Genomic DNA, 22,879 nt, shown 5'->3' with positions numbered 1-22,879 from the left:
TGATTACATCGAGATGTTCTACAACGCAAAACGCCGCCATGGTTTCAACAATCAGCTCTCACCGGTAGAGTTTGAAAAACGTTACACAATGAGCTTGCAAGGTGTCTAGAGAATCCGGGGCGATTCAGCTCGAAAGTTAGCGAGCAGCGGCGCATCAATGACGCTGACTGGCTTTCCTTGTGCATCCGATATCGATTCGAGTAATCGCCTCATAAGGTCAAACTGTGAGACGACAGTCGTCGCTTCCGTGTTTTCGGCATACCAAAGCAAGGGAAACTTCGTTGCCGCGATTAACTCATCAGTCGCACATCCTCTCAGTCTTTCGAAATTCACACTGATTGAATGAAGGCCATCATGGAACGCCCATCGTTTGGCGCTCGGATCGAACACCGCTCCGCTGAGCGCCCTCACAGTAGGCGGCAGAGTCAGATCGCCCAACGACTGACGGGTAATTGCTCGTTTTTCAGTCATCACTCGACATACCGTCTACTTGCTTCGCTTGCATCGCCAAAGACACTTGCTGAGCTTTCAGTCGGACGTGCCGACGGGTGTAATTGACAGAAGTCTTCGAGGTCGGTGCCCACCCCATCAAGAACGATCGCATGCGCTCTTCTTCGGCTTCAGAGACTTTCGCATTGTCCATAATGTCCGAGAAGCGGTCGTTCCATGTGTGGCGCAGAACATGCGGAGTTACAGCATCGAACTCGCCAATGAAGGTATTCCGAAGCTCGGCGAAAATAGCATTCACAGCACTGAGCGACAGAGGCGCCCCGGTGCACATGGCGATGAATAGGTATGGGTGCCGCCTTGCACCTTCAGTGGCTCGGCGTGTGATGGCTATGTATTCGTGGGTCAGCTTGCAAAGGCTTGGGGATAATGGGATCTTTCGGTCACGCGTCTTTACCAGTGGCTGATCCTTTCGGGGGTCTTGCGGATCGTCTGCTCGCCTGACAACCGTGAGCTCCTCCGACTGAAAGTTAATGTCGGGAATCGTCACGTTCAAAACTTCGCCACGCCGTAGGCCAAGCTCGTAAAACCAGCGCACTAGGAGAGCGTTTCGAATGCGTGTGTTCTCCCCCTTCCAGGGATTCTCAGGTGATGTTGGCGACGTCACATTGAGGAGTTTCTCCGCCAACTCTGGCTTAAGCCCTTCCCGCTGCCCAATAGTATTCCGACCTTTGTGGCGCGGCAGTCGCGCGTTCAACGCATCCTTGCAAGACGTCCACTCATTCCAAAGCCGCTCTGCCTCAGTTGCACCCGGTTGATGCCGAGCCATGTGGTATCTCACGAGCCATTCAAGATAGTCCCGGATGACCCGAATACGGTTAGCTGCGGTATGGCCCGCCACCTCTATTGGTGCAAGTTTTCGTTGAAAAAGGCGCACACTTTCAGCGGCGCTTCTACGAGCGGATTGATGGGAAGGGGAAATTGAATCGCAATTCAGTTGATCAGCGACAGGCCGCCTGCAGTGCCGGACAAGCTCATCAAGCTCGCTTACACGAAAAACACCGCCATCTCGGATCCGCTGCTCAATATCAATCCGACTCGAGTCGAGGAACAGCTGCAACACCATGATTGACCTCAAAACCTGGTCAATCGTATTGCTCGCTCTGTTGGTCGCCCGAATCTCGCTGAGGACGTAAACAGAGGGTTCGAATAAGGGGGCACCGGAGGCAAGTGCGATCAGCACGGGCAAGCGCTCCCCCGAGCTCAAGACAATCATCTTTACCGCATACGGGTTCAGAGTCATTTGTTTACAACCTCGAGAGGTAAACGCTTAACAAATGTAGCTCTTACTCCGCAAAAATCTGTAAACAATAAAAAAGCGAAGCCAAATCAATGGCTTCGCTTCTAATGCTTACGGTTCTGAAAAAGCTACACTTCAGAACGGAATATCATCATCAAAGCTGTCGAAATCAGCAGCCGGCTGTGGCGCTTGCTGTTGCGGAGCCGGGCGGGATTCGCGTTGTGGCTGTTGCGAATACGACTGCTGTGGCGGAGCCGATTGCGGGCGCGACTGCTGTGGGCGTGGCGCGGAGTTGCCGTAGTTGCCACCGCCTTGACCTTGTTGGGCATCGCCTTGTGGACGGCCGCCCAGCAGTTGCATGGTGCCTTGCATGTCGACGACGATTTCGGTGGTGTAGCGCTTGATGCCGTCTTTTTCCCACTCACGGGTCTGCAGCTTGCCTTCGATGTAGACCTGGGAACCCTTGCGCAGGTATTCGCCAGCGATTTCGGCGACCTTGCCGAACATCGAAACACGGTGCCATTCGGTCTTTTCGACTTTCTGACCGGTCTGCTTGTCAGTCCATTGTTCGCTGGTTGCCAGACTCAGGTTGGTCACGGCGTTACCGTTAGGCAAGTAGCGAACTTCGGGATCCTGGCCGCATGTACCGACCAATATGACTTTGTTAACCCCACGGGCCATAACGTTCTCCTAGGCTTCGCACGCTTCAGGGGCCGGGTTGACCAGCTTTTCCAGAGTCGCACGATCCAATAATTTTGTATCGAGTTTGATATAGATGGCGGCCTCTTCAGCCACCACCACTGCATCCGTCACGCCTGCTACGGACATTAAACGCTCTGCCAGGCCTGCTTCACGCTGGGCCTCGGCCGACAACGGCAGGCGCAGGCTCGTCACGTACGGCGGTTCACGCATGGTTACTGCAAAGGCAAGCCAGATGGCGGCCATGCCAGCGCCTCCCAGGAAAACCACGTCGAGGCCACCATGCTGGAACAACCAGCCGCCGAGTATCCCACCTGCAGCCGAACCAAGGAACTGGCTGGTTGAATAAACTCCCATCGCCGTGCCTTTTCCGCCCGCCGGCGATACTTTGCTGATCAGGGACGGCAAGGACGCTTCCAGCAGGTTGAACGCGGTAAAGAATACCACTGTCCCGATCACCAGCGCCCGCAGCGTGTCGCCGAATGCCCAGAAGGATAGCTCAGAGAGCATCAGAACTGTGACGGCGCCGAGCAACACGCGCTTCATCTGACGCTTTTTTTCTCCGTAGATGATGAACGGGATCATCGCAAAGAAGGAGATCAACAGTGCCGTGAGGTAGACCCACCAGTGCTGCTCCTTGGGCAAACCGGCCTTTTCCACCAGCGCCAGCGGTAATGCGACGAAACTGGACATCAGCATCGCGTGCAACACGAAGATACCCAAATCCAGACGCAGCAGATCCGGATGACGCAGGGTCGCTCCCAATGCCTGTTTAGCGACGCCCGACTCACGGTGCAATAACGGACCATTGGCTTTCGGGACGACGAACGCCACGATCAGTATTCCCAGCAGCGCCATGCCACCCGTAGCCAGAAACAGTCCTGACAGGCCAAAAGCCCCCGTCAGCAAAGGCCCCACCACCATGGCGATGGCGAACGACAGACCGATGGTCATGCCGATCATGGCCATGGCCTTGGTGCGGTGCTGCTCGCGGGTCAGGTCTGACAGCAAGGCCATGACGGCCGCGGATATCGCGCCGGCACCTTGCAGGACGCGCCCGAGAATAACGCCCCAGATCGTGTCGGCATTGGCGGCCACCAGGCTGCCAAGTGCAAAGACGATCAGCCCCAGATAAATCACGGGACGTCGCCCGATCCGGTCGGAGATGAAGCCGAACGGAATCTGCAACACGGCCTGCGTCAGTCCATAGGCCCCGATGGCCAGACCAATCAGGGCCGGACTCGCGCCCGCCAGGTCCATACCGTATGTTGCCAGGACCGGCAGAACCATGAACATGCCAAGCATTCGGAAAGCGAACACCAGGGCCAGACCGCCTGCTGCGCGTGTCTCGCCGCTACTCATCCGTTCGCTGTAGGGATCGTGCATGGAAAAACCTCGTGTGAACCGGCGGCGATTCTACCAGTCCCATCGAGGTACAGCACATACACGAGAGATACGCGACGCTTTGCCGCGTAATGGCATGCAGCCGTATACTCCGATGTTTATGCCCGCCAAGCGAGGCCGCAGTGGACAAGATCCTGATACGTGGGGCACGAACCCACAACCTGAAAAACATTGACCTGACCCTTCCGCGCGACAAACTGATCGTTATTACCGGGTTGTCCGGTTCCGGCAAGTCATCGCTGGCGTTCGATACGTTGTATGCCGAAGGCCAGCGACGTTATGTCGAGTCTCTTTCTGCCTACGCCCGTCAATTTCTTTCGATGATGGAAAAACCGGACGTCGATACTATCGAAGGCCTGTCGCCTGCGATTTCCATCGAGCAGAAATCCACCTCCCATAACCCGCGTTCGACCGTCGGCACCATTACCGAGATTTACGACTACCTGCGTCTGCTGTACGCGCGGGTCGGTCAACCACGCTGCCCGGATCACGATATTCCGCTGGAAGCCCAGACCGTCAGCCAGATGGTCGATCTGGTTCTGGCGCAGCCCGAAGGCAGCAAATTGATGCTGCTGGCACCGGTCATTCGCGAGCGCAAGGGCGAGCATCTTTCGGTATTCGAGGAACTGCGCGCTCAGGGCTTCGTCCGGGCTCGCGTCAACGGCAAGCTGTTTGAACTCGACGAACTGCCCAAGCTGGACAAACAGAAAAAGCACTCCATCGACGTGGTGGTAGACCGTTTCAAGGTTCGCCCGGACTTGCAGCAGCGCCTGGCCGAGTCGTTCGAGACCGCATTGAAGCTGGCCGACGGCATCGCGCTGGTCGCGCCGATGGATGATGAGCCAGGCGAAGAAATCATCTTCTCTGCGCGCTTTGCCTGCCCGATCTGCGGCCATGCCATCAGCGAGCTGGAACCCAAGTTGTTCTCCTTCAACAACCCGGCCGGTGCGTGCCCGACCTGTGACGGGCTGGGCGTGAAGCAGTACTTCGATGTGAAGCGACTGGTCAATGCCGAGCTGACGCTGGCAGAGGGAGCGATACGCGGATGGGACAGGCGTAACGTCTATTACTTCCAGATGCTGGGCTCGCTGTCCAAGCACTACGACTTCAGCCTGGAAGTGCCGTTCAAGGAGCTGGCTCCCGAAACGCAGAAAATCCTGCTTAACGGTAGCGGCACACAGAATGTCGACTTCCGTTATCTGAATGATCGCGGCGATATCGTCAAACGTGCGCATCCATTTGAAGGCATCGTGCCGAACCTTGAGCGACGCTACCGGGAAACCGAGTCGGCAACCGTCCGTGAAGAGCTGGCCAAGTTCCTCGGCACTCAGCCTTGCCCGGATTGCCGTGGCACTCGTTTGCGTCGCGAGGCTCGTCACGTCTGGGTCGGCGAGAAAACCCTGCCAGCGGTCACCAACCTGCCGATTGGCGATGCCACCGACTATTTCAGTGGCCTGAAGCTGACCGGACGCCGTGGCGAAATCGCCGACAAGATTCTCAAGGAGATCCGCGAGCGCTTGCAGTTCCTGGTCAACGTCGGCCTGGATTACCTGACGCTGGATCGCAGCGCCGATACCCTGTCGGGTGGTGAAGCGCAGCGTATTCGCCTGGCGAGCCAGATCGGTGCTGGCCTGGTGGGGGTGATGTACATCCTCGACGAGCCGTCGATTGGTCTGCATCAACGCGATAACGACCGCTTGCTGGGCACACTCAAGCACCTGCGCGATATCGGCAATACCGTGATCGTGGTCGAGCATGATGAAGATGCTATTCGCCTTGCTGACTATGTCGTGGACATCGGCCCGGGCGCTGGCGTACACGGCGGCAATATTGTCGCTGAAGGTACACCTGACGAGGTGATGAGCCATCCTGACTCGTTGACAGGCAAGTACCTGTCAGGCCGGGTCAAGATTGAAGTACCGGCCAAGCGCACGCCACGTAACAAGAAGCTGTCGCTTACGCTCAAGGGCGCGCGCGGCAACAACCTGCGCAATGTGAACCTGGATATCCCGATTGGTTTGCTGACCTGCGTGACCGGTGTTTCCGGCTCAGGCAAGTCGACACTGATCAACAACACTCTGTTCCCGCTCAGCGCCACAGCGCTCAACGGCGCAACAACTCTGGAAGCCGCAACCCACGACAGCATCAATGGCTTGCAGCATCTGGACAAGGTCGTGGACATCGACCAGAGCCCGATCGGCCGTACACCTCGCTCGAACCCGGCGACCTACACCGGACTGTTCACGCCTATTCGTGAGCTGTTTGCTGGTGTGCCGGAATCGCGGTCTCGCGGTTATGGTCCTGGGCGCTTCTCGTTCAACGTCAAGGGCGGGCGCTGCGAGGCTTGCCAGGGTGACGGCCTGATCAAGGTCGAGATGCACTTCCTGCCGGACATTTATGTCCCTTGCGACGTGTGCAAGAGCAAGCGCTACAACCGCGAAACGCTGGAGATCAAGTACAAGGGCAAGAGCATCCATGAGGTGCTGGAAATGACCATTGAAGAGGCCCGTGTGTTCTTCGATGCCGTTCCGGCCCTGGCGCGCAAGCTGCAAACGCTGATGGATGTGGGGCTTTCCTACATCAAGCTGGGGCAGTCGGCGACAACCTTGTCAGGCGGTGAGGCACAACGGGTCAAACTGTCTCGTGAACTCTCCAAGCGTGATACCGGCAAGACGCTGTATATCCTCGACGAACCTACCACCGGTCTGCACTTTGCCGATATTCAGCAATTGCTTGATGTCTTGCATCGCCTGCGCGATCACGGCAACACAGTGGTAGTGATTGAGCACAACCTGGACGTCATCAAGACCGCCGACTGGCTGGTGGATCTCGGGCCGGAAGGTGGTTCAAGAGGCGGACAGATTATCGCCACCGGCACGCCGGAAGAAGTGGCAGAGATGGAGCAGTCCTATACCGGACACTATCTCAAGCCTCTGCTGATCAGGGACCGTGCTTGAGTCAGTCGATTGTCTAGAAACGCAAAATGAAAAAGCCCCTGCCACGTCAGTGTGCAGGGGCTTTTTGCTATACGGGGGGAAATCAGAACTGCGATTGCAGGTAGTTTTCCAGGCCGATAGCTTTGATCAGACCGGTCTGCTGCTCCAGCCAGTAGGTGTGATCTTCTTCAGTGTCAGCCAGTTGCAGGCGCAGGATGTCGCGACTGATGTAATCCTTGTGCAGTTCGCACAGCTCGATGCCTTTACACAGCGCAGCGCGCACCTTGTATTCAAGACGCAGGTCGCTGGCGAGCATTTCAGGCACCGTGGTACCGATATCCAGATCATCCGGGCGCATGCGCGGCGTGCCTTCGAGCATCAGGATACGGCGGATCAGCGCATCGGCGTGTTGCGCTTCTTCTTCCATTTCATGATTGATGCGTTCGTAGAGCTTGGCGAAACCCCAATCTTCGTACATACGCGAATGGATGAAATATTGGTCACGAGCAGCCAGTTCGCCAGTGAGCAACGTGTTCAGATAATCGATTACTTCTGGATGGCCTTGCATCGCACCAGATCTCCCTGCTGAAAGGCCATAGTTTGAACCAAGCTGACTGTCAGGTCACTTCCAAAAACGCAATAATCCGATAAAAAGCGGCGAAAAAAGGGTTATCAGAAGCGAAAAACCGCCCAAATGAGGGCGGTTCTGTTTCTCACTTCGACTTAGCCCAACTGGACGCCCAAAGCTTTGGCAATACCTTCGCCATAAGCAGGGTCAGCTTTGAAGAAGTACTGCAACTGACGCTGCACCACATCGCTGGAAACCCCTTGCATCGCACCGGCAATATTGTTGATCAACAGCGCCTTCTGATCGGCATCCATCAGGTTGAACAACTTGCCAGCCTGGCTGTAATAGTCGGTGTCTTCACGATGATCGTGACGATCGGCAGCGCCACTCAAGGCCAGAGCCGGTTCGGCATAACGAGGAGCCTGTTTTGGCGCGTCCGCGTAGCTGTTTGGCTCATAGTTCGGAGCTGCACCACCATTGCTGCCAAATGCCATTGCTCCGTCACGCTGATAGCTGTTTACCGGGCTTTTCGCAGCATTGATCGCCAAGTGCTGGTGATTGGTTCCTACACGGTAGCGGTGAGCATCGGCGTAGGCGAACACTCGCCCCTGGAGCATACGGTCAGGCGAAAGACCAACGCCTGGCACCATATTGCTCGGACCAAAAGCGGCCTGCTCGACTTCGGCGAAGTAGTTGAGCGGGTTACGGTTGAGTTCCAGCTCACCCACTTCGATCAGAGGAAACTCTTTCTGCGACCAGGTCTTGGTCACATCGAACGGGTTCTCGTGATGATTGGCGGCCTGGGCTTCGGTCATCAACTGGATGCACACCTGCCATTTCGGGAACTCACCACGCTCGATGGCAGTAAACAGGTCGCGCTGTGCGTAGTCCGGGTCAGTACCTGCCAGACGAGCCGCATCCGCAGGTGTCAGGTTTTTGATGCCCTGTTTGGACTTGTAGTGCCATTTGACCCAGTGACGTTCACCCGCAGCGCTGATCAGGCTGTAGGTGTGACTGCCGAAGCCGTGCATGTGGCGGTAGCCATCAGGAATACCCCGGTCCGAAAACAGGATGGTGATCTGGTGCAGAGCCTCGGGGGAGTACGACCAGAAGTCCCACATCGCTTGTGCGCTTTTCAGGTTGCTCTGCGGCAGACGTTTTTGGGTGTGGATGAAATCCGGGAATTTCAGCGGGTCGCGGATGAAGAACACTGGTGTGTTGTTACCCACGATGTCCCAGTTACCTTCTTCGGTGTAGAACTTCACGGCGAAACCACGTGGGTCACGTTCGGTATCAGCCGAACCACGCTCGCCGCCTACGGTGGAGAAGCGCAGGAATATAGGCGTCTGCTTGCCGACCGACTCAAAGAGCTTGGCGCTGGAGTATTGGGTGATATCGCGGGTGACCGTGAAAGTGCCGTGAGCACCCGAACCCTTGGCGTGTACGCGACGCTCCGGGATGTTCTCACGGTTGAAATGGGCAAGTTTCTCGATCAGATGGAAATCGTCGAGCAGCAATGGACCGCGTGCGCCGGCCGAACGGGAGTTCTGGTTATCCGCTACGGGCGCACCGCTCGCAGTCGTAAGCGTTTTAGTCTGGCTCATTCGATTCTTCCTCAGTCTTATAGGGCTGGCTAATGGTCTGAGGAGGATTATTGGTCAGAACTGAAACACTCTCAAATTTATTAAATTATACGAGCTGATAGTTTTTACGAATTTCAAAAAACAAAAAACCGGGCACAAGGCCCGGTTCTTTGTTCAGACTGACGTCTTATTCAGCAGCTTCTACAACACCACCGACAGGACGATCAACCAGCTCGACGTACGCCATTGGCGCGTTGTCGCCAGCGCGGAAACCGCACTTGAGGATACGCAGATAGCCGCCCTGACGGGTTGCATAGCGCTTGCCCAGATCGTTGAACAGCTTACCAACGATTTCTTTCGAACGAGTACGGTCGAAAGCCAAACGACGGTTAGCAACGCTGTCTACCTTGGCCAGGGTGATCAGCGGCTCGGCAACGCGGCGCAGTTCCTTGGCTTTTGGCAGTGTAGTTTTGATCAGCTCGTGCTCGAACAGCGACACCGCCATGTTCTGGAACATGGCCTTGCGGTGAGAGCTGGTACGGCTCAGGTGACGTCCACTTTTACGATGACGCATGGTTCATTCCTTACCAAACACAACGTTCGGTGATTACGACGATCAGGCAGTCGCCTTGTCGTCCTTCTTAAGACTTGCAGGCGGCCAGTTGTCGAGGCGCATGCCGAGGGAAAGACCACGAGAAGCCAGGACATCCTTGATCTCAGTCAGGGACTTCTTGCCCAGGTTCGGAGTCTTCAACAGTTCTACTTCGGTACGCTGAATCAGGTCGCCGATGTAGTAAATGTTCTCCGCCTTAAGGCAGTTGGCCGAACGCACGGTCAGTTCCAAATCGTCAACCGGACGGAGGAGGATCGGATCGATCTCATCTTCCTGTTCGATTACCACTGGTTCGCTGTCACCTTTGAGGTCGACGAACGCAGCCAACTGCTGTTGCAGAATGGTTGCAGCACGACGGATAGCCTCTTCAGGATCCAGAGTACCGTTGGTTTCCATATCAATAACCAGCTTGTCCAGGTTGGTACGCTGCTCGACACGGGCGTTTTGCACCTCGTAGGCGATGCGACGTACTGGGCTGAACGAAGAGTCAAGCTGCAGACGACCAATGCTGCGGCTTTCATCTTCATCGCTCTGACGCGAGTCTGCCGGTTCATAACCACGACCACGAGCTACTACGAGCTTCATGTTCAAGGCGCCGTTAGACGCCAGGTTAGCGATTACGTGATCGGGATTAACGATCTCGACATCATGATCCAGCTGAATATCGGCAGCGGTAACCACCCCCGAACCCTTCTTCGACAAGGTCAGCGTAACTTCGTCTCGACCGTGCAGCTTGATAGCCAGACCTTTAAGGTTCAACAGGATTTCAATTACGTCTTCCTGTACACCTTCGATAGCGCTGTACTCATGGAGTACACCGTCAATCTCGGCCTCGACTACTGCACAGCCGGGCATGGAGGACAACAGAATGCGGCGAAGCGCGTTGCCCAGGGTATGGCCAAAACCACGCTCGAGAGGCTCGAGAGTAATCTTGGCGCGGGTTGGACTGACAACCTGCACATCAATATGGCGGGGTGTCAGGAACTCATTTACCGAAATCTGCATGGATGCACCTATTTTCTAGCCCTTACTTGGAGTAGAGCTCGACAATCAGGCTTTCGTTGATGTCGGCGGATAGATCACTGCGAGCTGGAACGCTTTTGAAAACGCCCGATTTCTTTTCAGTGTCTACTTCTACCCATTCTACGCGGCCACGTTGGGCACACAGATCGAGAGCCTGGACAATACGCAGTTGGTTCTTGGCCTTCTCGCGAATAGCGACTACGTCACCAGCACGAACCTGGTAAGAAGGAACGTTAACGGTTTTGCCGTTGACGCTGATCGACTTGTGCGAAACCAGTTGACGGGATTCGGCACGAGTCGAGCCGAAGCCCATACGATATACAACGTTGTCCAGACGGCATTCGAGCAATTGCAGCAGGTTTTCGCCTGTTGCGCCTTTCTTGCCGGCAGCTTCTTTGTAGTAGCCGCTGAACTGACGCTCGAGAACGCCGTAGATACGACGGACTTTTTGCTTTTCACGCAGCTGGGTACCGTAATCGGACTGACGACCGCGGCGTTGACCGTGGATGCCTGGAGCTGCTTCGATGTTGCACTTGGATTCGATAGCGCGAACGCCGCTCTTCAGAAAGAGATCGGTGCCTTCACGACGAGCAAGTTTGCATTTTGGACCAATGTAACGAGCCATTTCTTACAGTCTCCTGGATTACACGCGGCGCTTCTTCGGCGGACGGCACCCGTTGTGCGGGATTGGCGTCACGTCGGTGATGCTGGCGATCTTATAGCCACAGCCGTTCAATGCACGGACAGCGGATTCACGACCTGGGCCTGGACCCTTGACATTGACGTCGAGGTTCTTCAGACCGTACTCCAGCGCAGCTTGACCAGCACGCTCGGCAGCTACTTGAGCAGCGAACGGGGTGGACTTGCGGGAACCACGGAAACCCGAACCGCCGGAGGTAGCCCAGGAAAGAGCGTTACCTTGACGATCGGTAATGGTGACGATTGTGTTGTTAAACGACGCGTGGATGTGGGCGATGCCATCAACCACTGTCTTTTTAACTTTTTTACGAGGACGAGCAGCAGGTTTTGCCATGACTAAATTCCTGTCGATACGCTGGAGCGATTACTTGCGGATCGGCTTACGCGGACCTTTGCGAGTACGCGCGTTGGTCTTGGTACGCTGACCGCGTACTGGAAGACCACGACGATGACGCAGACCGCGGTAGCAGCCCAAGTCCATCAAGCGCTTGATTTTCATGTTGATTTCGCGACGCAGGTCACCTTCAGTGGTGAACTTCGCCACTTCGCCACGCAGCTGTTCAATCTGCTCGTCGCTCAGATCTTTGATCTTTGCCGCTGGGTTAACCCCAGTGGTTGCACAAATTTTCTGTGCAGTAGTGCGACCAACACCATAGATGTAGGTCAGCGAGATAACAGTATGCTTGTTATCTGGAATGTTAACGCCTGCAATACGGGCCATTCAGTGGGACTCCAATTGACAGCTACCTACGCCCCGGAAGCCAAGAAATAGGGCGCGAGATAATATCGCTGTAGTAACAAATAATCAACCCAGCAGCGCACTAGCTGCTGGGCTTAAGCACAAATCACAATCAGCCTTGGCGCTGTTTATGACGTGGTTCCGCGCTGCAAATTACTCGAACAACACCTTCGCGGCGAATAATCTTGCAGTTACGGCACAGCTTTTTCACCGATGCACGAACTTTCATCACCAACTCCTCGAACCTTATGGGTACCTCAGCGCAGCATTCCGCCGCCGCTGCCGTAACCCTTCAGGTTGGCTTTCTTCATCAGGGATTCATACTGGTGCGAAACGAGGTGAGATTGTACTTGCGACATAAAGTCCATCACAACCACGACCACGATCAGCAACGAGGTCCCGCCAAGGTAGAACGGTACGTTTGCCGCAACCACCAGAAACTGGGGAAGCAGACACACGGCCGTCATATAAAGAGCACCGAACATGGTCAAGCGAGTCAGTACGCCATCAATGTAGCGCGCAGACTGCTCACCTGGACGGATGCCCGGAATAAAGGCACCGGACTTCTTCAGGTTTTCCGCTACGTCTTTCGGATTGAACATCAACGCCGTATAGAAGAAGCAGAAGAAAATAATCCCTGCACTAAACAGCAGAATATTCAACGGCTGACCAGGAGCGATCGACTGCGAGATGTCCTGCAACCAGCCCATACCTTCAGACTGACCGAACCAGGACCCCAACGAAGCCGGGAACAGCAAGATGCTGCTCGCGAAAATGGCAGGAATAACACCGGCCATGTTCACTTTCAGCGGCAAGTGGCTGGTCTGCGCTGCGAAGACCTTGCGGCCTTGCTGACGCTTGGCGTAGTGAACAGCAATACGACGCTGACCACGCTCAATGAACACCACGAAACCGATGATCGCTACTGCCAGCAAACCGATGGCGACCAAGGCGAAGATATTGATATCACCCTGACGTGCAGACTCGAAAGACTGCCCAATCGCTCTCGGAAGACCGGCGACGATACCTGCGAAAATCAACATCGAGATACCGTTACCAACACCGCGCTCGGTAATCTGCTCGCCCAGCCACATCATGAACATTGCACCAGCCACAAAGGTGGTGACAGCTACGAAGTGGAAGCCGATGTCTGCAGAGAAAGCAACGCCCTGACCAGCCAGGCCAACGGACATGCCGGTAGCTTGAACCAGGGCCAGGACGACGGTGCCGTAGCGGGTGTACTGGCTGATCTTGCGACGGCCAGCTTCACCTTCCTTCTTCAACTGCTCCAGCTGTGGGCTGACGGCGGTCATCAGTTGCATGATGATCGATGCCGAAATGTACGGCATGATCCCCAGTGCAAAGATGCTCATCCGCTCCAGCGCACCGCCGGAAAACATGTTGAACAAGCTAAGAATGGTCCCCTCATTCTGTCGAAACAGGTCCGCGAGTCGCTCCGGGTTGATACCTGGAACCGGGATGTGTGCGCCTATTCGGTAGACGATAATCGCCAGGAACAGAAAACGCAGACGAGCCCAGAGTTCAGACATACCGCCTTTGCCGAGCGCAGAGAGAGCACCTTGCTTAGCCATTTATTCCTCGAACTTGCCGCCAGCTGCTTCGATAGCCGCACGCGCACCTTTGGTGGCTGCGATACCTTTGATGGTGACAGCGCGAGTAACTTCGCCGGACAGCATGATTTTCACGCGCTGTACGTTCTGGTTAATCACGTTGGCATCCTTCAGGGACTGCACAGTTACGATGTCGCCTTCCACTTTGGCCAGCTCGGACAGACGCACTTCTGCGCGGTCCATGGCTTTCAGGGAAACGAAACCGAATTTTGGCAGACGACGATGCAGCGGCTGTTGGCCGCCTTCAAAGCCCGGAGCAATAGTGCCACCGGAGCGGGAGGTCTGACCTTTGTGACCACGGCCACCAGTCTTACCCAAACCGCTACCGATACCACGGCCCGGACGATGCTTTTCGCGACGGGAACCCGGCGCTGGACTCAGATCATTGAGTTTCATCGATTAACCCTCGACTCGCAGCATGTAGTAAGCCTTGTTGATCATCCCGCGATTTTCGGGAGTATCCTGGACTTCTACAGTGTGACCGATGCGACGCAGACCCAGACCCTTAACGCACAGTTTGTGGTTAGGGAGACGGCCGGCGGTGCTTTTGATCAGCGTTACTTTAACGGTAGCCATGATCAGATGATCTCCTCAACACGCTTGCCACGCTTGGCAGCAATGGACTCAGGAGACTGCATGCCCTTCAGACCCTTGAAAGTGGCGTGAACCACGTTTACAGGGTTAGTAGAGCCGTAGCACTTGGCCAATACGTTCTGGACACCAGCAACTTCCAGCACTGCGCGCATAGCGCCGCCAGCGATGATACCGGTACCTTCAGAAGCAGGCTGCATGTACACCTTGGAAGCGCCATGAGCAGACTTCATTGCGTACTGCAGAGTGGTGCCGTTCAGATCAACTTGGATCATGTTGCGGCGAGCAGCTTCCATCGCTTTCTGGATTGCAGCAGGCACTTCACGTGACTTGCCACGGCCGAAGCCAACACGCCCTTTACCATCACCCACTACGGTCAACGCAGTGAAAGTGAAGATACGGCCGCCTTTTACGGTTTTGGCCACGCGGTTAACTTGAACCAGCTTCTCGATGTAGCCTTCGTCGCGTTTTTGGTCGTTATTTGCCATAACTTAGAACTCCAGCCCGCCTTCACGAGCAGCATCAGCCAGCGCTTTGACACGGCCGTGGTACTTGAAGCCAGAACGGTCGAAAGCCACTTGCGATACGCCAGCGGCTTTTGCACGCTCGGCGACCAGCTTGCCAACCTTAGTGGCCGCGTCGATGTTGCCAGTGGCGCCATCACGCAGTTCTTTGTCCAAAGTCGAGGCGCTTGCCAGGACTTTGCTGCCGTCGGCCGAAATGACCTGGGCATAAATGTGCTGCGAAGAGCGGTGCACGCAGAGACGCACGACTTCTAGTTCGTGCATTTTCAGGCGTGCTTTGCGAGCGCGACGCAGTCGGGTAACTTTTTTGACGGTCATTTGCTATGCCCTACTTCTTCTTGGCTTCTTTACGGCGGACGACTTCGTCTGCGTAACGCACACCTTTGCCTTTGTACGGCTCAGGACGGCGGAAGTCGCGGATCTCAGCGGCCACTTGACCAACCAACTGCTTGTCGATACCACGAATCAGGATATCGGTCTGGTTGGGGGTCTCAGCGGTAATGCCATTTGGCAATTCGTAATCCACCGGGTGCGAGAAGCCAAGTGCCAGGTTCAGGACCGAGCCTTTTGCTTGCGCTTTGTAACCAACACCGACCAGCTGGAGCTTACGCTCGAAGCCTTGGCTTACGCCCTGGACCATGTTGTTAACCAGTGCACGAGTTGTGCCTGCCATTGCGCGAGTCTGTTGATCGCCGTTGCGAGCAGAGAAACGCAGCTCACCAGCTTCTTCAACAATTTCAACGGACGAATGGACGTTCAGTTCCAGAGTACCCTTGGCACCCTTCACCGAAAGCTGCTGGCCGACGAGCTTGATCTCGACGCCGGATGGCAACTTAACGGGGTTCTTAGCTACGCGTGACATGCTTATCCCCCCTTAGAACACAGTGCAAAGCACTTCGCCACCGACACCGGCAGCGCGCGCAGCACGATCCGTCATCACACCTTTGTTGGTGGAGACGATAGACACACCGAGACCGCCACGAACTTTTGGCAGATCATCGGAGGACTTGTACTGACGCAAGCCTGGGCGGCTGACGCGCTTCACTTCTTCGATGACTGGACGGCCTTCGAAGTACTTCAGCTCGATGGACAGCAACGGTTTGATTTCGCTGCTGATCTGATAACCCGCAATGTAACCTTCGTCTTTCAGGACTTTGGCTACAGCAACCTTCAACGTGGAAGATGGCATGCTCACGACGGGCTTTTCAGCCATCTGGGCATTACGGATACGAGTTAGCATGTCCGCTAACGGGTCCTGCATACTCATGGGCTAGACGCTCCTAATACAAAATAATTAGCCTTGCGGCTACAGCTTGTCGCCGAGATTTTCCGGGCAAGTAAAAACACGGGCTCAGGCGAGCCGGCAATTCTAGACCTACACCAGAAACGAATCAAGCCCCAAAAGGGGCTTGATTTGATTTCCCGGCTTACCTGACGTCGATTTCTTGCGAAACCGACGACAGGTAGCGAGAGGTACGTCTTACCAGCTGGCTTTAACCAGACCTGGAACGTCGCCACGCATTGCTGCTTCACGCAGCTTGTTACGGCCAAGGCCGAACTTGCGATAGACGCCGTGTGGACGACCGGTGATGCGGCAACGGTTACGCATGCGCGAAGCGCTTGCGTCACGTGGTTGCTTCTGCAGAGCTACGGTAGCTTCCCAACGCGCTTCTGGACTTGCGTTCAGATCAACGATGATTGCTTTGAGCGCTGCACGCTTTACGGCGAACTTGGCAACAGTGAGCTGACGCTTCAGCTCACGGTTTTTCATGCTCTTCTTGGCCATTTTCCTACTCCAATCAGTTGCGGAACGGGAATTTGAAAGCACGCAGCAGTGCGCGGCCTTCGTCATCGTTCTTGGCAGTGGTGGTCAGGGTAATGTCCAGACCGCGGAGAGCATCGATCTTGTCGTAGTCGATTTCCGGGAAGATGATCTGCTCTTTAACGCCCATGCTGTAGTTACCACGACCATCGAAGGACTTGGCATTCAGGCCGCGGAAGTCGCGAACCCGAGGCAGGGAGATCGACAGCAGACGATCCAGGAACTCGTACATACGATCGCGGCGCAGAGTTACTTTGACGCCGATCGGCCAACCTTCACGGACTTTAAAGCCAGCGATGGATTTCCGAGCGTAAGTCACAACAACTTTTTGACCGGTGATCTTTTCCAGGTCAGCAACAGCGTGCTCGATGACTTTCTTGTCGCCGATCGCTTCGCCCAGACCCATGTTCAGGGTGATTTTGGTAACGCGCGGAACTTCCATCACGTTCGCCAGCTTAAGTTCTTCCTTAAGCTTCGGAGCGATTTCCTTCCGGTAAATCTCTTTTAGTCGTGCCATGGTCTTCTACCTAGCAGTGTTCAAGCATCAACCGCTTTTTGGGTCGACTTGAAGACACGAATTTTCTTGCCGTCTTCAACTTTGAAACCAACGCGGTCAGCCTTGTTGGTTGCGCCGTTGAAAATGGCGACGTTGGAAGCGTGCAGTGGCGCTTCTTTCTCGACGATACCGCCCTGTACGCCCGACATCGGGTTTGGCTTGGTATGACGCTTCACCAGGTTGATCCCACCAACGACCAGACGGTCATCAGCGAGAACCTTGAGCACCTTACCGCGCTTACCTTTGTCTTTGCCGGCGATCACGATGATCTCGTCGTCACGACGAATCTTTTGCATGTCGGATCTCCTTACAGTACTTCTGGGGCGAGCGAGACGATCTTCATGAACTTCTCAGTACGAAGTTCACGGGTCACTGGCCCAAAGATACGGGTACCGATCGGCTCTTGCTTGTTGTTCAACAGAACAGCAGCGTTGCCATCGAAGCGGATGATGGAGCCGTCTGCACGACGAACACCGTGGCGAGTGCGGACTACAACAGCAGTCATCACTTGGCCTTTTTTCACCTTACCGCGCGGAATTGCTTCCTTGACGGTCACTTTGATGATGTCACCGATACCAGCGTAACGACGATGGGAGCCACCCAGCACCTTGATGCACATAACGCGGCGAGCGCCGCTGTTATCGGCCACATCGAGCATGGATTGAGTCTGAATCATATAATTTCTCCGACCCCTAGTCCTTAGACTTCCACAGCGCGTTCGAGGATATCAACCAACGCCCAAGACTTGGTCTTGGCTACCGGACGAGTTTCACGAATAGTGACCTTGTCGCCGATATGGCACTGATTGGTTTCGTCGTGCGCGTGCAGCTTAGTCGAACGCTTAACGTATTTACCGTAGATTGGGTGCTTGACGCGACGCTCAATCAGAACGGTGATGGTCTTGTCCATCTTGTCGCTGACAACACGGCCAGTCAGCGTACGGACGGTTTTTTCGGCTTCAGCCATGATTACTTACCTGCCTGCTGGTTGAGCACAGTCTTCACGCGAGCGATGTCACGCTTAACTTGCGAGAGCAGGTGAGACTGCCCCAACTGGCCAGTTGCTTTCTGCATACGCAGATTGAACTGGTCGCGCAGCAGGCCGAGCAGTTGCTCGTTCAGCTGCTGTGCTGATTTTTCACGAAGTTCATTCGCTTTCATCACATCACCGTCCGCTTAACAAAGGAGGTGGCGAGCGGCAGCTTTGCAGCAGCCAGGGCGAAAGCCTCACGCGCCAGCTCTTCAGTAACACCCTCGATTTCATACAGGACTTTGCCTGGCTGAATCTGGGCAACCCAGTACTCGACGTTACCCTTACCTTTACCCATACGAACTTCGAGGGGCTTTTTGGAAATAGGCTTGTCCGGGAATACACGGATCCAGATCTTGCCGCCACGTTTAACGTGACGTGTCAGTGCACGACGCGCTGACTCGATCTGACGAGCGGTGAGACGACCACGAGCAACAGACTTCAGCGCGAACTCGCCGAAGCTGACTTTGCTACCGCGCAATGCCAGACCACGGTTGTGGCCAGTCATTTGCTTGCGGAACTTCGTACGCTTTGGTTGCAACATTTGGCGTACCCCTTACTTAGCAGCTTTTTTACGAGGCGCTGGTGCTTGTGGTTTCAGTTCTTCTTGGCGACCACCAATTACTTCGCCTTTGAAGATCCAAACCTTTACACCGATCACACCATAAGTGGTGTGAGCTTCGTAGTTGGCATAGTCGATGTCGGCACGCAGGGTGTGCAGTGGCACACGACCTTCGCGATACCATTCAGTACGTGCGATTTCAGCACCGCCGAGACGACCGCTCACTTGGATTTTGATGCCTTTGGCACCAATGCGCATGGCGTTCTGTACAGCGCGCTTCATAGCGCGACGGAACATTACGCGGCGCTCCAGCTGCTGAGCTACGCTCTGCGCAACCAGCATACCGTCGAGCTCCGGCTTGCGGATCTCTTCGATATTGATGTGCACAGGCACACCCATTTGCTTGGTCAGGTCCTGACGCAGTTTCTCAACATCTTCACCTTTCTTCCCGATAACGATACCTGGACGAGCGGTGTGGATGGTGATGCGTGCTGTCTGAGCCGGACGATGGATATCGATACGGCTTACGGACGCGCTTTTTAGTTTGTCTTGGAGGTACTCACGCACCTGCAGATCTGCCAGCAGGTAGTCTGCGTAAGTGCGACCGTCTGCGTACCAGACGGAGGTGTGCTCCTTGACGATTCCCAGGCGAATGCCAATGGGATGTACTTTCTGACCCATCTCTTCGACTCCGTTACTTGTCAGCGACCTTGACAGTGATATGGCAAGACCGCTTGACGATGCGATCAGCACGGCCTTTGGCACGTGGCATGATGCGCTTCAGCGAACGCCCTTCGTTGACGAAAACGGTGGAGACCTTCAGGTCATCAACGTCTGCGCCTTCGTTATGCTCGGCGTTGGCTACAGCCGACTCCAGCACTTTCTTCAGGATCTCGGCGGCTTTCTTACTGCTGAAAGCCAACAGGTTGAGCGCTTCGCCCACCTTCTTCCCGCGGATCTGGTCGGCGACCAAGCGGGCTTTCTGGGCGGAGATTCGAGCGCCCGACAACTTAGCGGCTACTTCCATCGTTCCTTACCCCTTAACGCTTGGCTTTCTTGTCTGCCACGTGCCCACGATAAGTGCGGGTACCGGCAAACTCGCCCAGTTTATGGCCGACCATGTCTTCGTTCACGAGAACTGGAACATGCTGACGACCGTTATGCACAGCAATGGTCAGACCGACCATTTGTGGCAGGATCATCGAACGACGCGACCAGGTTTTCACTGGTTTGCGATCGTTCTTTTCCGCCGCCACTTCGATCTTCTTCAGTAGGTGAAGATCAATAAAAGGACCTTTTTTCAGAGAACGTGGCACTGTCGTATCCCTCTATTTACTTGCGACGACGGACGATCATTTTGTCGGTACGCTTATTACCACGAGTCTTCGCGCCCTTAGTCGGGAAGCCCCACGGCGATACCGGATGACGACCACCAGAGGTACGACCTTCACCACCACCATGTGGGTGGTCAACCGGGTTCATGGCAACACCACGAACGGTTGGGCGAACGCCACGCCAGCGTTTGGCACCAGCTTTACCCAGGGAACGCAGGCTGTGCTCGGAGTTCGAGACTTCGCCAAGCGTTGCACGGCACTCAGCCAGTACTTTGCGCATTTCACCGGAGCGAAGACGCAGGGTAACGTACACGCCTTCACGAGCGATCAGCTGTGCAGAAGCACCAGCGGAACGAGCGATCTGTGCGCCTTTACCTGGCTTCAGTTCGATGCCGTGTACGGTGCTACCAACTGGAATGTTGCGCAATTGAAGAGCGTTGCCCGGCTTGATTGGAGCCAAAGCACCAGCAATCAGCTGGTCGCCAGCACTCACGCCTTTAGGGGCGATGATGTAGCGGCGCTCGCCATCTGCGTACAGCAGCAGAGCGATGTGAGCAGTACGGTTTGGATCGTATTCGATACGCTCGACAGTGGCAGCGATGCCATCTTTGTCGTTGCGACGGAAGTCAACCAAACGATAGTGCTGCTTATGACCACCACCCACGTGACGTGTAGTGATACGGCCATTGTTGTTACGACCACCAGACTTCGATTTTTTCTCGAGCAGCGGTGCGTGAGGAGCGCCTTTATGCAGCTCCTGATTGACCACCTTGACCACAAAACGGCGGCCAGGGGAAGTCGGTTTGCATTTAACGATTGCCATGATGCACCCCTTCCTTACTCAGCACTGCTGCTGAAATCGAGATCTTGGCCTGGCTGAAGGGAGATAACTGCCTTCTTCCAGTCATTACGCTTGCCCAGACCGCGAGCAGTGCGCTTGCTCTTACCCAGAACATTCAGGGTAGTAACACGCTCTACTTTCACGCTGAACAGGCTTTCGACGGCCTTCTTGATTTCCAGCTTGGTTGCATCAGTAGCAACCTTGAAAACGAACTGGCCTTTCTTGTCAGCCAGAACCGTGGCCTTCTCGGAAACGTGCGGGCCAAGTAGAACTTTAAATACGCGTTCCTGGTTCATCCCAGCAGCTCCTCGAATTTCTTCACGGCCGACACAGTGATCAACACTTTGTCGTATGCGATCAGACTAACTGGATCGGAACCTTGAACATCACGTACGTCGACGTGAGGCAGGTTACGAGCAGCCAGGTACAGATTCTGGTCAACAGCGTCAGACACGATCAGAACATCAGTCAGACCCATGCCATTCAGCTTGTTCAGCAGATCTTTGGTTTTCGGTGCTTCAACAGCGAAGTCCTGAACCACGACCAGACGTTCAGTACGAACCAGCTCGCCAAGGATGGAACGCAGAGCAGCGCGATACATCTTCTTGTTGAGTTTCTGGCTGTGGTCCTGAGGACGTGCTGCGAAAGTGGTACCGCCGCCACGCCAGATTGGGCTACGGATAGTACCGGCACGAGCGCGACCAGTACCCTTCTGACGCCATGGGCGCTTGCCGCCACCGGAAACGTCGGAACGGGTCTTTTGCTGCTTGCTGCCCTGACGACCGCCAGCCATGTAGGCTACGACTGCCTGGTGCACCAGTGTCTCGTTGAATTCGCCGCCAAATGTCAGTTCGGAAACTTCGATTGCTTGAGCGTCATTTACATTTAATTGCATGTCAGCTTCCCCTTAACCGCGAGCCTTGGCTGCTGGACGTACAACCAGATTGCCGCCAGTAGCGCCAGGAACAGCGCCCTTGACCAACAACAGATTGCGTTCAGCGTCCACGCGCACTACTTCGAGGGACTGCACGGTCACGCGCTCAGCGCCCATATGACCGGACATTTTTTTGCCCTTGAATACACGACCAGGAGTCTGGCACTGGCCGATAGAGCCTGGGACGCGGTGGGATACGGAGTTACCGTGGGTGTTATCCTGGCCACGGAAATTCCAGCGCTTGATCGTACCCTGGAAACCCTTACCTTTGGACTGACCGGTTACATCAACCAGTTGACCAGCAGCGAAGATTTCAGCGTTGATCAGATCGCCAGCCTTGTATTCGCCTTCTTCAAGACGGAACTCAAGAACAGTGCGACCAGCAGCTACATTCGCCTTGGCGAAGTGGCCAGCTTGAGCAGCTGTAACACGCGAAGCGCGACGCTCGCCGACAGTGACTTGCACTGCACGATAGCCATCGGTTTCTTCGGTTTTGAACTGAGTGACGCGATTCGGCTCGATCTCAATGACCGTGACCGGAATGGAGACACCTTCTTCGGTGAAAATACGGGTCATACCGCATTTACGACCGACTACACCAATAGTCATGTTGTAAACCTCATGAGTGTACGGGGCTTTCACCCGCTATGGCCGCCCATTTCAGAGCGTTACACGACTAAGACCCGAGTCTTAGCCGAGGCTGATCTGCACTTCCACACCGGCCGCAAGATCAAGCTTCATAAGAGCATCAACGGTTTTATCCGTTGGCTGGACGATGTCCAGAACGCGCTTATGAGTGCGGATCTCGTACTGGTCGCGCGCGTCTTTGTTGACGTGCGGGGAAACCAGAACGGTGAACCGCTCTTTACGGGTCGGCAGTGGAATTGGACCACGCACCTGAGCACCAGTACGTTTCGCGGTTTCCACGATTTCCTGGGTTGATTGGTCGATCAGGCGATGGTCAAAAGCCTTCAACCTGATACGGATTTGCTGATTTTGCATTGGATTTCAGACTCCAGATTGCTGTTCCCACCGAGCGCAATA

General features: G+C 55.2%; 35 protein-coding genes. 2 read left to right on the top strand and 33 right to left on the bottom strand.

Annotated features, from left to right (window positions below):
• Positions 1-109 (top strand): IS3 family transposase (locus Q6A51_RS25740; protein WP_304574666.1); only part of this gene is annotated, 109 nt, incomplete at its 5' end.
• Positions 110-463: 354 nt separating this feature from the next.
• Here the strand turns inward: Q6A51_RS25740 and Q6A51_RS25735 are convergent.
• The 3 genes from Q6A51_RS25735 to Q6A51_RS25725 all read right to left on the bottom strand — a co-directional run bounded on the left by Q6A51_RS25735 (position 464) and on the right by Q6A51_RS25725 (position 3,832).
• Positions 464-1,750: a tyrosine-type recombinase/integrase gene (locus tag Q6A51_RS25735; protein ID WP_122321389.1), complete on the bottom strand. Its 1,287-nt coding sequence runs from the start codon at positions 1,748-1,750 to the stop codon at positions 464-466.
• A 132-nt stretch (positions 1,751-1,882) separates the two neighbouring features.
• A complete protein-coding gene (locus Q6A51_RS25730; protein WP_201007019.1) occupies positions 1,883-2,428 on the bottom strand; it encodes a single-stranded DNA-binding protein in 546 nt (181 codons plus the stop codon).
• Positions 2,429-2,437: 9 nt separating this feature from the next.
• A complete protein-coding gene (locus tag Q6A51_RS25725; RefSeq protein ID WP_304576022.1) occupies positions 2,438-3,832 on the bottom strand; it encodes an MFS transporter in 1,395 nt (464 codons plus the stop codon).
• Between the two features lie 140 nt (positions 3,833-3,972).
• Between Q6A51_RS25725 and uvrA the strand changes: the two genes are divergently transcribed.
• A complete protein-coding gene (gene uvrA / locus Q6A51_RS25720) occupies positions 3,973-6,807 on the top strand; it encodes an excinuclease ABC subunit UvrA (protein WP_201018612.1) in 2,835 nt (944 codons plus the stop codon).
• 82 nt (positions 6,808-6,889) lie between these two features.
• Here uvrA and bfr read toward each other — a convergent pair whose 3' ends face one another.
• The 30 genes from bfr to rpsJ form a co-directional block, all read right to left on the bottom strand.
• Positions 6,890-7,354, bottom strand: a complete 465-nt coding sequence (gene bfr / locus Q6A51_RS25715; protein WP_201007036.1) for a bacterioferritin — start codon at positions 7,352-7,354, stop codon at positions 6,890-6,892.
• 155 nt (positions 7,355-7,509) lie between these two features.
• Positions 7,510-8,958 (bottom strand): catalase, encoded by a 1,449-nt coding sequence (locus Q6A51_RS25710; RefSeq protein ID WP_304576021.1) that lies wholly within the window; start codon positions 8,956-8,958, stop codon positions 7,510-7,512.
• 166 nt (positions 8,959-9,124) lie between these two features.
• Complete coding sequence (gene rplQ, locus Q6A51_RS25705; protein WP_025262043.1) at positions 9,125-9,511, bottom strand: 50S ribosomal protein L17; 387 nt, start codon at positions 9,509-9,511, stop codon at positions 9,125-9,127.
• A 42-nt stretch (positions 9,512-9,553) separates the two neighbouring features.
• Complete coding sequence (locus Q6A51_RS25700) at positions 9,554-10,555, bottom strand: DNA-directed RNA polymerase subunit alpha (RefSeq protein WP_025262044.1); 1,002 nt, start codon at positions 10,553-10,555, stop codon at positions 9,554-9,556.
• Between the two features lie 22 nt (positions 10,556-10,577).
• Positions 10,578-11,198 (bottom strand): 30S ribosomal protein S4, encoded by a 621-nt coding sequence (gene rpsD, locus Q6A51_RS25695; RefSeq protein ID WP_122318502.1) that lies wholly within the window; start codon positions 11,196-11,198, stop codon positions 10,578-10,580.
• Between the two features lie 18 nt (positions 11,199-11,216).
• Positions 11,217-11,606 carry a 30S ribosomal protein S11 gene (rpsK, locus tag Q6A51_RS25690; RefSeq protein WP_002555466.1) on the bottom strand — a complete coding sequence of 130 codons (390 nt, stop codon included), beginning with the start codon at positions 11,604-11,606 and terminating at the stop codon, positions 11,217-11,219.
• A gap of 30 nt (positions 11,607-11,636) precedes the next feature.
• A complete protein-coding gene (gene rpsM / locus Q6A51_RS25685; protein WP_004883692.1) occupies positions 11,637-11,993 on the bottom strand; it encodes a 30S ribosomal protein S13 in 357 nt (118 codons plus the stop codon).
• Positions 11,994-12,123: 130 nt separating this feature from the next.
• Positions 12,124-12,240, bottom strand: a complete 117-nt coding sequence (gene rpmJ / locus Q6A51_RS25680; RefSeq protein WP_002555468.1) for a 50S ribosomal protein L36 — start codon at positions 12,238-12,240, stop codon at positions 12,124-12,126.
• Positions 12,241-12,268: 28 nt separating this feature from the next.
• Complete coding sequence (secY, locus tag Q6A51_RS25675) at positions 12,269-13,603, bottom strand: preprotein translocase subunit SecY (protein WP_201007039.1); 1,335 nt, start codon at positions 13,601-13,603, stop codon at positions 12,269-12,271.
• A complete protein-coding gene (rplO, locus tag Q6A51_RS25670) occupies positions 13,604-14,038 on the bottom strand; it encodes a 50S ribosomal protein L15 (protein WP_007924183.1) in 435 nt (144 codons plus the stop codon).
• Positions 14,039-14,041: 3 nt separating this feature from the next.
• On the bottom strand, positions 14,042-14,218 hold the full coding sequence (rpmD, locus tag Q6A51_RS25665; RefSeq protein ID WP_009397493.1) for a 50S ribosomal protein L30: 177 nt from the start codon (positions 14,216-14,218) through the stop codon (positions 14,042-14,044).
• Positions 14,219-14,220: 2 nt separating this feature from the next.
• A complete protein-coding gene (rpsE, locus tag Q6A51_RS25660) occupies positions 14,221-14,721 on the bottom strand; it encodes a 30S ribosomal protein S5 (protein ID WP_024687031.1) in 501 nt (166 codons plus the stop codon).
• 3 nt (positions 14,722-14,724) lie between these two features.
• A complete protein-coding gene (gene rplR, locus Q6A51_RS25655) occupies positions 14,725-15,075 on the bottom strand; it encodes a 50S ribosomal protein L18 (RefSeq protein ID WP_002555473.1) in 351 nt (116 codons plus the stop codon).
• A 10-nt stretch (positions 15,076-15,085) separates the two neighbouring features.
• On the bottom strand, positions 15,086-15,619 hold the full coding sequence (gene rplF / locus Q6A51_RS25650; protein WP_201007041.1) for a 50S ribosomal protein L6: 534 nt from the start codon (positions 15,617-15,619) through the stop codon (positions 15,086-15,088).
• A gap of 12 nt (positions 15,620-15,631) precedes the next feature.
• A complete protein-coding gene (gene rpsH, locus Q6A51_RS25645; RefSeq protein ID WP_025262048.1) occupies positions 15,632-16,024 on the bottom strand; it encodes a 30S ribosomal protein S8 in 393 nt (130 codons plus the stop codon).
• Positions 16,025-16,237: 213 nt separating this feature from the next.
• The gene (gene rpsN, locus Q6A51_RS25640) at positions 16,238-16,543 is read right to left on the bottom strand and encodes a 30S ribosomal protein S14 (protein WP_025262049.1); all 306 of its coding nucleotides are present in this window, start codon (positions 16,541-16,543) and stop codon (positions 16,238-16,240) included.
• Between the two features lie 13 nt (positions 16,544-16,556).
• The gene (gene rplE / locus Q6A51_RS25635) at positions 16,557-17,096 is read right to left on the bottom strand and encodes a 50S ribosomal protein L5 (protein ID WP_004883677.1); all 540 of its coding nucleotides are present in this window, start codon (positions 17,094-17,096) and stop codon (positions 16,557-16,559) included.
• A 20-nt stretch (positions 17,097-17,116) separates the two neighbouring features.
• Positions 17,117-17,431: a 50S ribosomal protein L24 gene (rplX, locus tag Q6A51_RS25630; protein ID WP_002555478.1), complete on the bottom strand. Its 315-nt coding sequence runs from the start codon at positions 17,429-17,431 to the stop codon at positions 17,117-17,119.
• An 11-nt stretch (positions 17,432-17,442) separates the two neighbouring features.
• The gene (gene rplN, locus Q6A51_RS25625; RefSeq protein ID WP_002555479.1) at positions 17,443-17,811 is read right to left on the bottom strand and encodes a 50S ribosomal protein L14; all 369 of its coding nucleotides are present in this window, start codon (positions 17,809-17,811) and stop codon (positions 17,443-17,445) included.
• A 23-nt stretch (positions 17,812-17,834) separates the two neighbouring features.
• Positions 17,835-18,101 (bottom strand): 30S ribosomal protein S17, encoded by a 267-nt coding sequence (gene rpsQ, locus Q6A51_RS25620; RefSeq protein WP_002555480.1) that lies wholly within the window; start codon positions 18,099-18,101, stop codon positions 17,835-17,837.
• A gap of 2 nt (positions 18,102-18,103) precedes the next feature.
• On the bottom strand, positions 18,104-18,295 hold the full coding sequence (rpmC, locus tag Q6A51_RS25615; protein WP_002555481.1) for a 50S ribosomal protein L29: 192 nt from the start codon (positions 18,293-18,295) through the stop codon (positions 18,104-18,106).
• Positions 18,295-18,708 (bottom strand): 50S ribosomal protein L16, encoded by a 414-nt coding sequence (gene rplP / locus Q6A51_RS25610; protein ID WP_025262050.1) that lies wholly within the window; start codon positions 18,706-18,708, stop codon positions 18,295-18,297. Before rplP ends, rpmC begins: the two co-directional genes overlap by 1 nt.
• Before the next feature lie 12 nt (positions 18,709-18,720).
• The gene (gene rpsC, locus Q6A51_RS25605; RefSeq protein WP_025262051.1) at positions 18,721-19,407 is read right to left on the bottom strand and encodes a 30S ribosomal protein S3; all 687 of its coding nucleotides are present in this window, start codon (positions 19,405-19,407) and stop codon (positions 18,721-18,723) included.
• Between the two features lie 13 nt (positions 19,408-19,420).
• Entirely contained in the window at positions 19,421-19,753 is a 333-nt protein-coding gene (gene rplV, locus Q6A51_RS25600) for a 50S ribosomal protein L22 (RefSeq protein ID WP_002555485.1), read from the bottom strand.
• Positions 19,754-19,766: 13 nt separating this feature from the next.
• Positions 19,767-20,042, bottom strand: a complete 276-nt coding sequence (rpsS, locus tag Q6A51_RS25595) for a 30S ribosomal protein S19 (RefSeq protein WP_002555486.1) — start codon at positions 20,040-20,042, stop codon at positions 19,767-19,769.
• 16 nt (positions 20,043-20,058) lie between these two features.
• Positions 20,059-20,883 (bottom strand): 50S ribosomal protein L2, encoded by an 825-nt coding sequence (gene rplB, locus Q6A51_RS25590; RefSeq protein WP_007924198.1) that lies wholly within the window; start codon positions 20,881-20,883, stop codon positions 20,059-20,061.
• A 14-nt stretch (positions 20,884-20,897) separates the two neighbouring features.
• A complete protein-coding gene (rplW, locus tag Q6A51_RS25585; RefSeq protein ID WP_002555488.1) occupies positions 20,898-21,197 on the bottom strand; it encodes a 50S ribosomal protein L23 in 300 nt (99 codons plus the stop codon).
• Complete coding sequence (rplD, locus tag Q6A51_RS25580; protein WP_201018610.1) at positions 21,194-21,796, bottom strand: 50S ribosomal protein L4; 603 nt, start codon at positions 21,794-21,796, stop codon at positions 21,194-21,196. Before rplD ends, rplW begins: the two co-directional genes overlap by 4 nt.
• 12 nt (positions 21,797-21,808) lie before the next feature.
• On the bottom strand, positions 21,809-22,444 hold the full coding sequence (gene rplC, locus Q6A51_RS25575; protein WP_025262053.1) for a 50S ribosomal protein L3: 636 nt from the start codon (positions 22,442-22,444) through the stop codon (positions 21,809-21,811).
• Positions 22,445-22,525: 81 nt separating this feature from the next.
• Positions 22,526-22,837: a 30S ribosomal protein S10 gene (rpsJ, locus tag Q6A51_RS25570; RefSeq protein ID WP_003186070.1), complete on the bottom strand. Its 312-nt coding sequence runs from the start codon at positions 22,835-22,837 to the stop codon at positions 22,526-22,528.
• Between the last annotated feature and the right edge of the window lie 42 nt (positions 22,838-22,879).

The sequence above is a fragment of the Pseudomonas serbiensis genome (genome assembly GCF_030580745.1).
In the GTDB taxonomy this organism is placed as follows: Bacteria; Pseudomonadota; Gammaproteobacteria; order Pseudomonadales; family Pseudomonadaceae; genus Aquipseudomonas; species Aquipseudomonas serbiensis.
This window is presented reverse-complemented; position numbering and strand designations above follow the sequence as displayed.

Coding starts and splice junctions, on each gene's coding strand:
- rpmC (WP_002555481.1), bottom strand. CDS start 18,295: ATGAAAGCGAATGAACTTCGTGAAAAATCAGCACAGCAGCTGAACGAG.
- Q6A51_RS25725 (WP_304576022.1), bottom strand. CDS start 3,832: ATGCACGATCCCTACAGCGAACGGATGAGTAGCGGCGAGACACGCGCA.
- rpsJ (WP_003186070.1), bottom strand. CDS start 22,837: ATGCAAAATCAGCAAATCCGTATCAGGTTGAAGGCTTTTGACCATCGC.
- rpsQ (WP_002555480.1), bottom strand. CDS start 18,101: ATGGCTGAAGCCGAAAAAACCGTCCGTACGCTGACTGGCCGTGTTGTC.
- rplQ (WP_025262043.1), bottom strand. CDS start 9,511: ATGCGTCATCGTAAAAGTGGACGTCACCTGAGCCGTACCAGCTCTCAC.
- rpsD (WP_122318502.1), bottom strand. CDS start 11,198: ATGGCTCGTTACATTGGTCCAAAATGCAAACTTGCTCGTCGTGAAGGC.
- rplR (WP_002555473.1), bottom strand. CDS start 15,075: ATGACCGTCAAAAAAGTTACCCGACTGCGTCGCGCTCGCAAAGCACGC.
- Q6A51_RS25700 (WP_025262044.1), bottom strand. CDS start 10,555: ATGCAGATTTCGGTAAATGAGTTCCTGACACCCCGCCATATTGATGTG.
- rpsK (WP_002555466.1), bottom strand. CDS start 11,606: ATGGCAAAACCTGCTGCTCGTCCTCGTAAAAAAGTTAAAAAGACAGTG.
- secY (WP_201007039.1), bottom strand. CDS start 13,603: ATGGCTAAGCAAGGTGCTCTCTCTGCGCTCGGCAAAGGCGGTATGTCT.
- rplW (WP_002555488.1), bottom strand. CDS start 21,197: ATGAACCAGGAACGCGTATTTAAAGTTCTACTTGGCCCGCACGTTTCC.
- rpsN (WP_025262049.1), bottom strand. CDS start 16,543: ATGGCCAAGAAGAGCATGAAAAACCGTGAGCTGAAGCGTCAGCTCACT.
- rplE (WP_004883677.1), bottom strand. CDS start 17,096: ATGGCACGACTAAAAGAGATTTACCGGAAGGAAATCGCTCCGAAGCTT.
- rplO (WP_007924183.1), bottom strand. CDS start 14,038: ATGAAACTCAATGATCTGAGTCCAGCGCCGGGTTCCCGTCGCGAAAAG.
- rplV (WP_002555485.1), bottom strand. CDS start 19,753: ATGGAAGTAGCCGCTAAGTTGTCGGGCGCTCGAATCTCCGCCCAGAAA.
- rplB (WP_007924198.1), bottom strand. CDS start 20,883: ATGGCAATCGTTAAATGCAAACCGACTTCCCCTGGCCGCCGTTTTGTG.
- rplD (WP_201018610.1), bottom strand. CDS start 21,796: ATGCAATTAAATGTAAATGACGCTCAAGCAATCGAAGTTTCCGAACTG.
- rplX (WP_002555478.1), bottom strand. CDS start 17,431: ATGCAAAAGATTCGTCGTGACGACGAGATCATCGTGATCGCCGGCAAA.
- bfr (WP_201007036.1), bottom strand. CDS start 7,354: ATGCAAGGCCATCCAGAAGTAATCGATTATCTGAACACGTTGCTCACT.
- rplN (WP_002555479.1), bottom strand. CDS start 17,811: ATGATTCAGACTCAATCCATGCTCGATGTGGCCGATAACAGCGGCGCT.
- rpsH (WP_025262048.1), bottom strand. CDS start 16,024: ATGAGTATGCAGGACCCGTTAGCGGACATGCTAACTCGTATCCGTAAT.
- rplP (WP_025262050.1), bottom strand. CDS start 18,708: ATGTTGCAACCAAAGCGTACGAAGTTCCGCAAGCAAATGACTGGCCAC.
- rplC (WP_025262053.1), bottom strand. CDS start 22,444: ATGACTATTGGTGTAGTCGGTCGTAAATGCGGTATGACCCGTATTTTC.
- rpsC (WP_025262051.1), bottom strand. CDS start 19,407: ATGGGTCAGAAAGTACATCCCATTGGCATTCGCCTGGGAATCGTCAAG.
- rpmJ (WP_002555468.1), bottom strand. CDS start 12,240: ATGAAAGTTCGTGCATCGGTGAAAAAGCTGTGCCGTAACTGCAAGATT.
- rpsM (WP_004883692.1), bottom strand. CDS start 11,993: ATGGCCCGTATTGCAGGCGTTAACATTCCAGATAACAAGCATACTGTT.
- Q6A51_RS25730 (WP_201007019.1), bottom strand. CDS start 2,428: ATGGCCCGTGGGGTTAACAAAGTCATATTGGTCGGTACATGCGGCCAG.
- Q6A51_RS25735 (WP_122321389.1), bottom strand. CDS start 1,750: ATGACTCTGAACCCGTATGCGGTAAAGATGATTGTCTTGAGCTCGGGG.
- rpmD (WP_009397493.1), bottom strand. CDS start 14,218: ATGGCTACCGTTAAAGTAACGCTGATCAAAAGCACCGCCGGCCGTCTC.
- rpsE (WP_024687031.1), bottom strand. CDS start 14,721: ATGGCAAATAACGACCAAAAACGCGACGAAGGCTACATCGAGAAGCTG.
- Q6A51_RS25710 (WP_304576021.1), bottom strand. CDS start 8,958: ATGAGCCAGACTAAAACGCTTACGACTGCGAGCGGTGCGCCCGTAGCG.
- rplF (WP_201007041.1), bottom strand. CDS start 15,619: ATGTCACGCGTAGCTAAGAACCCCGTTAAGTTGCCATCCGGCGTCGAG.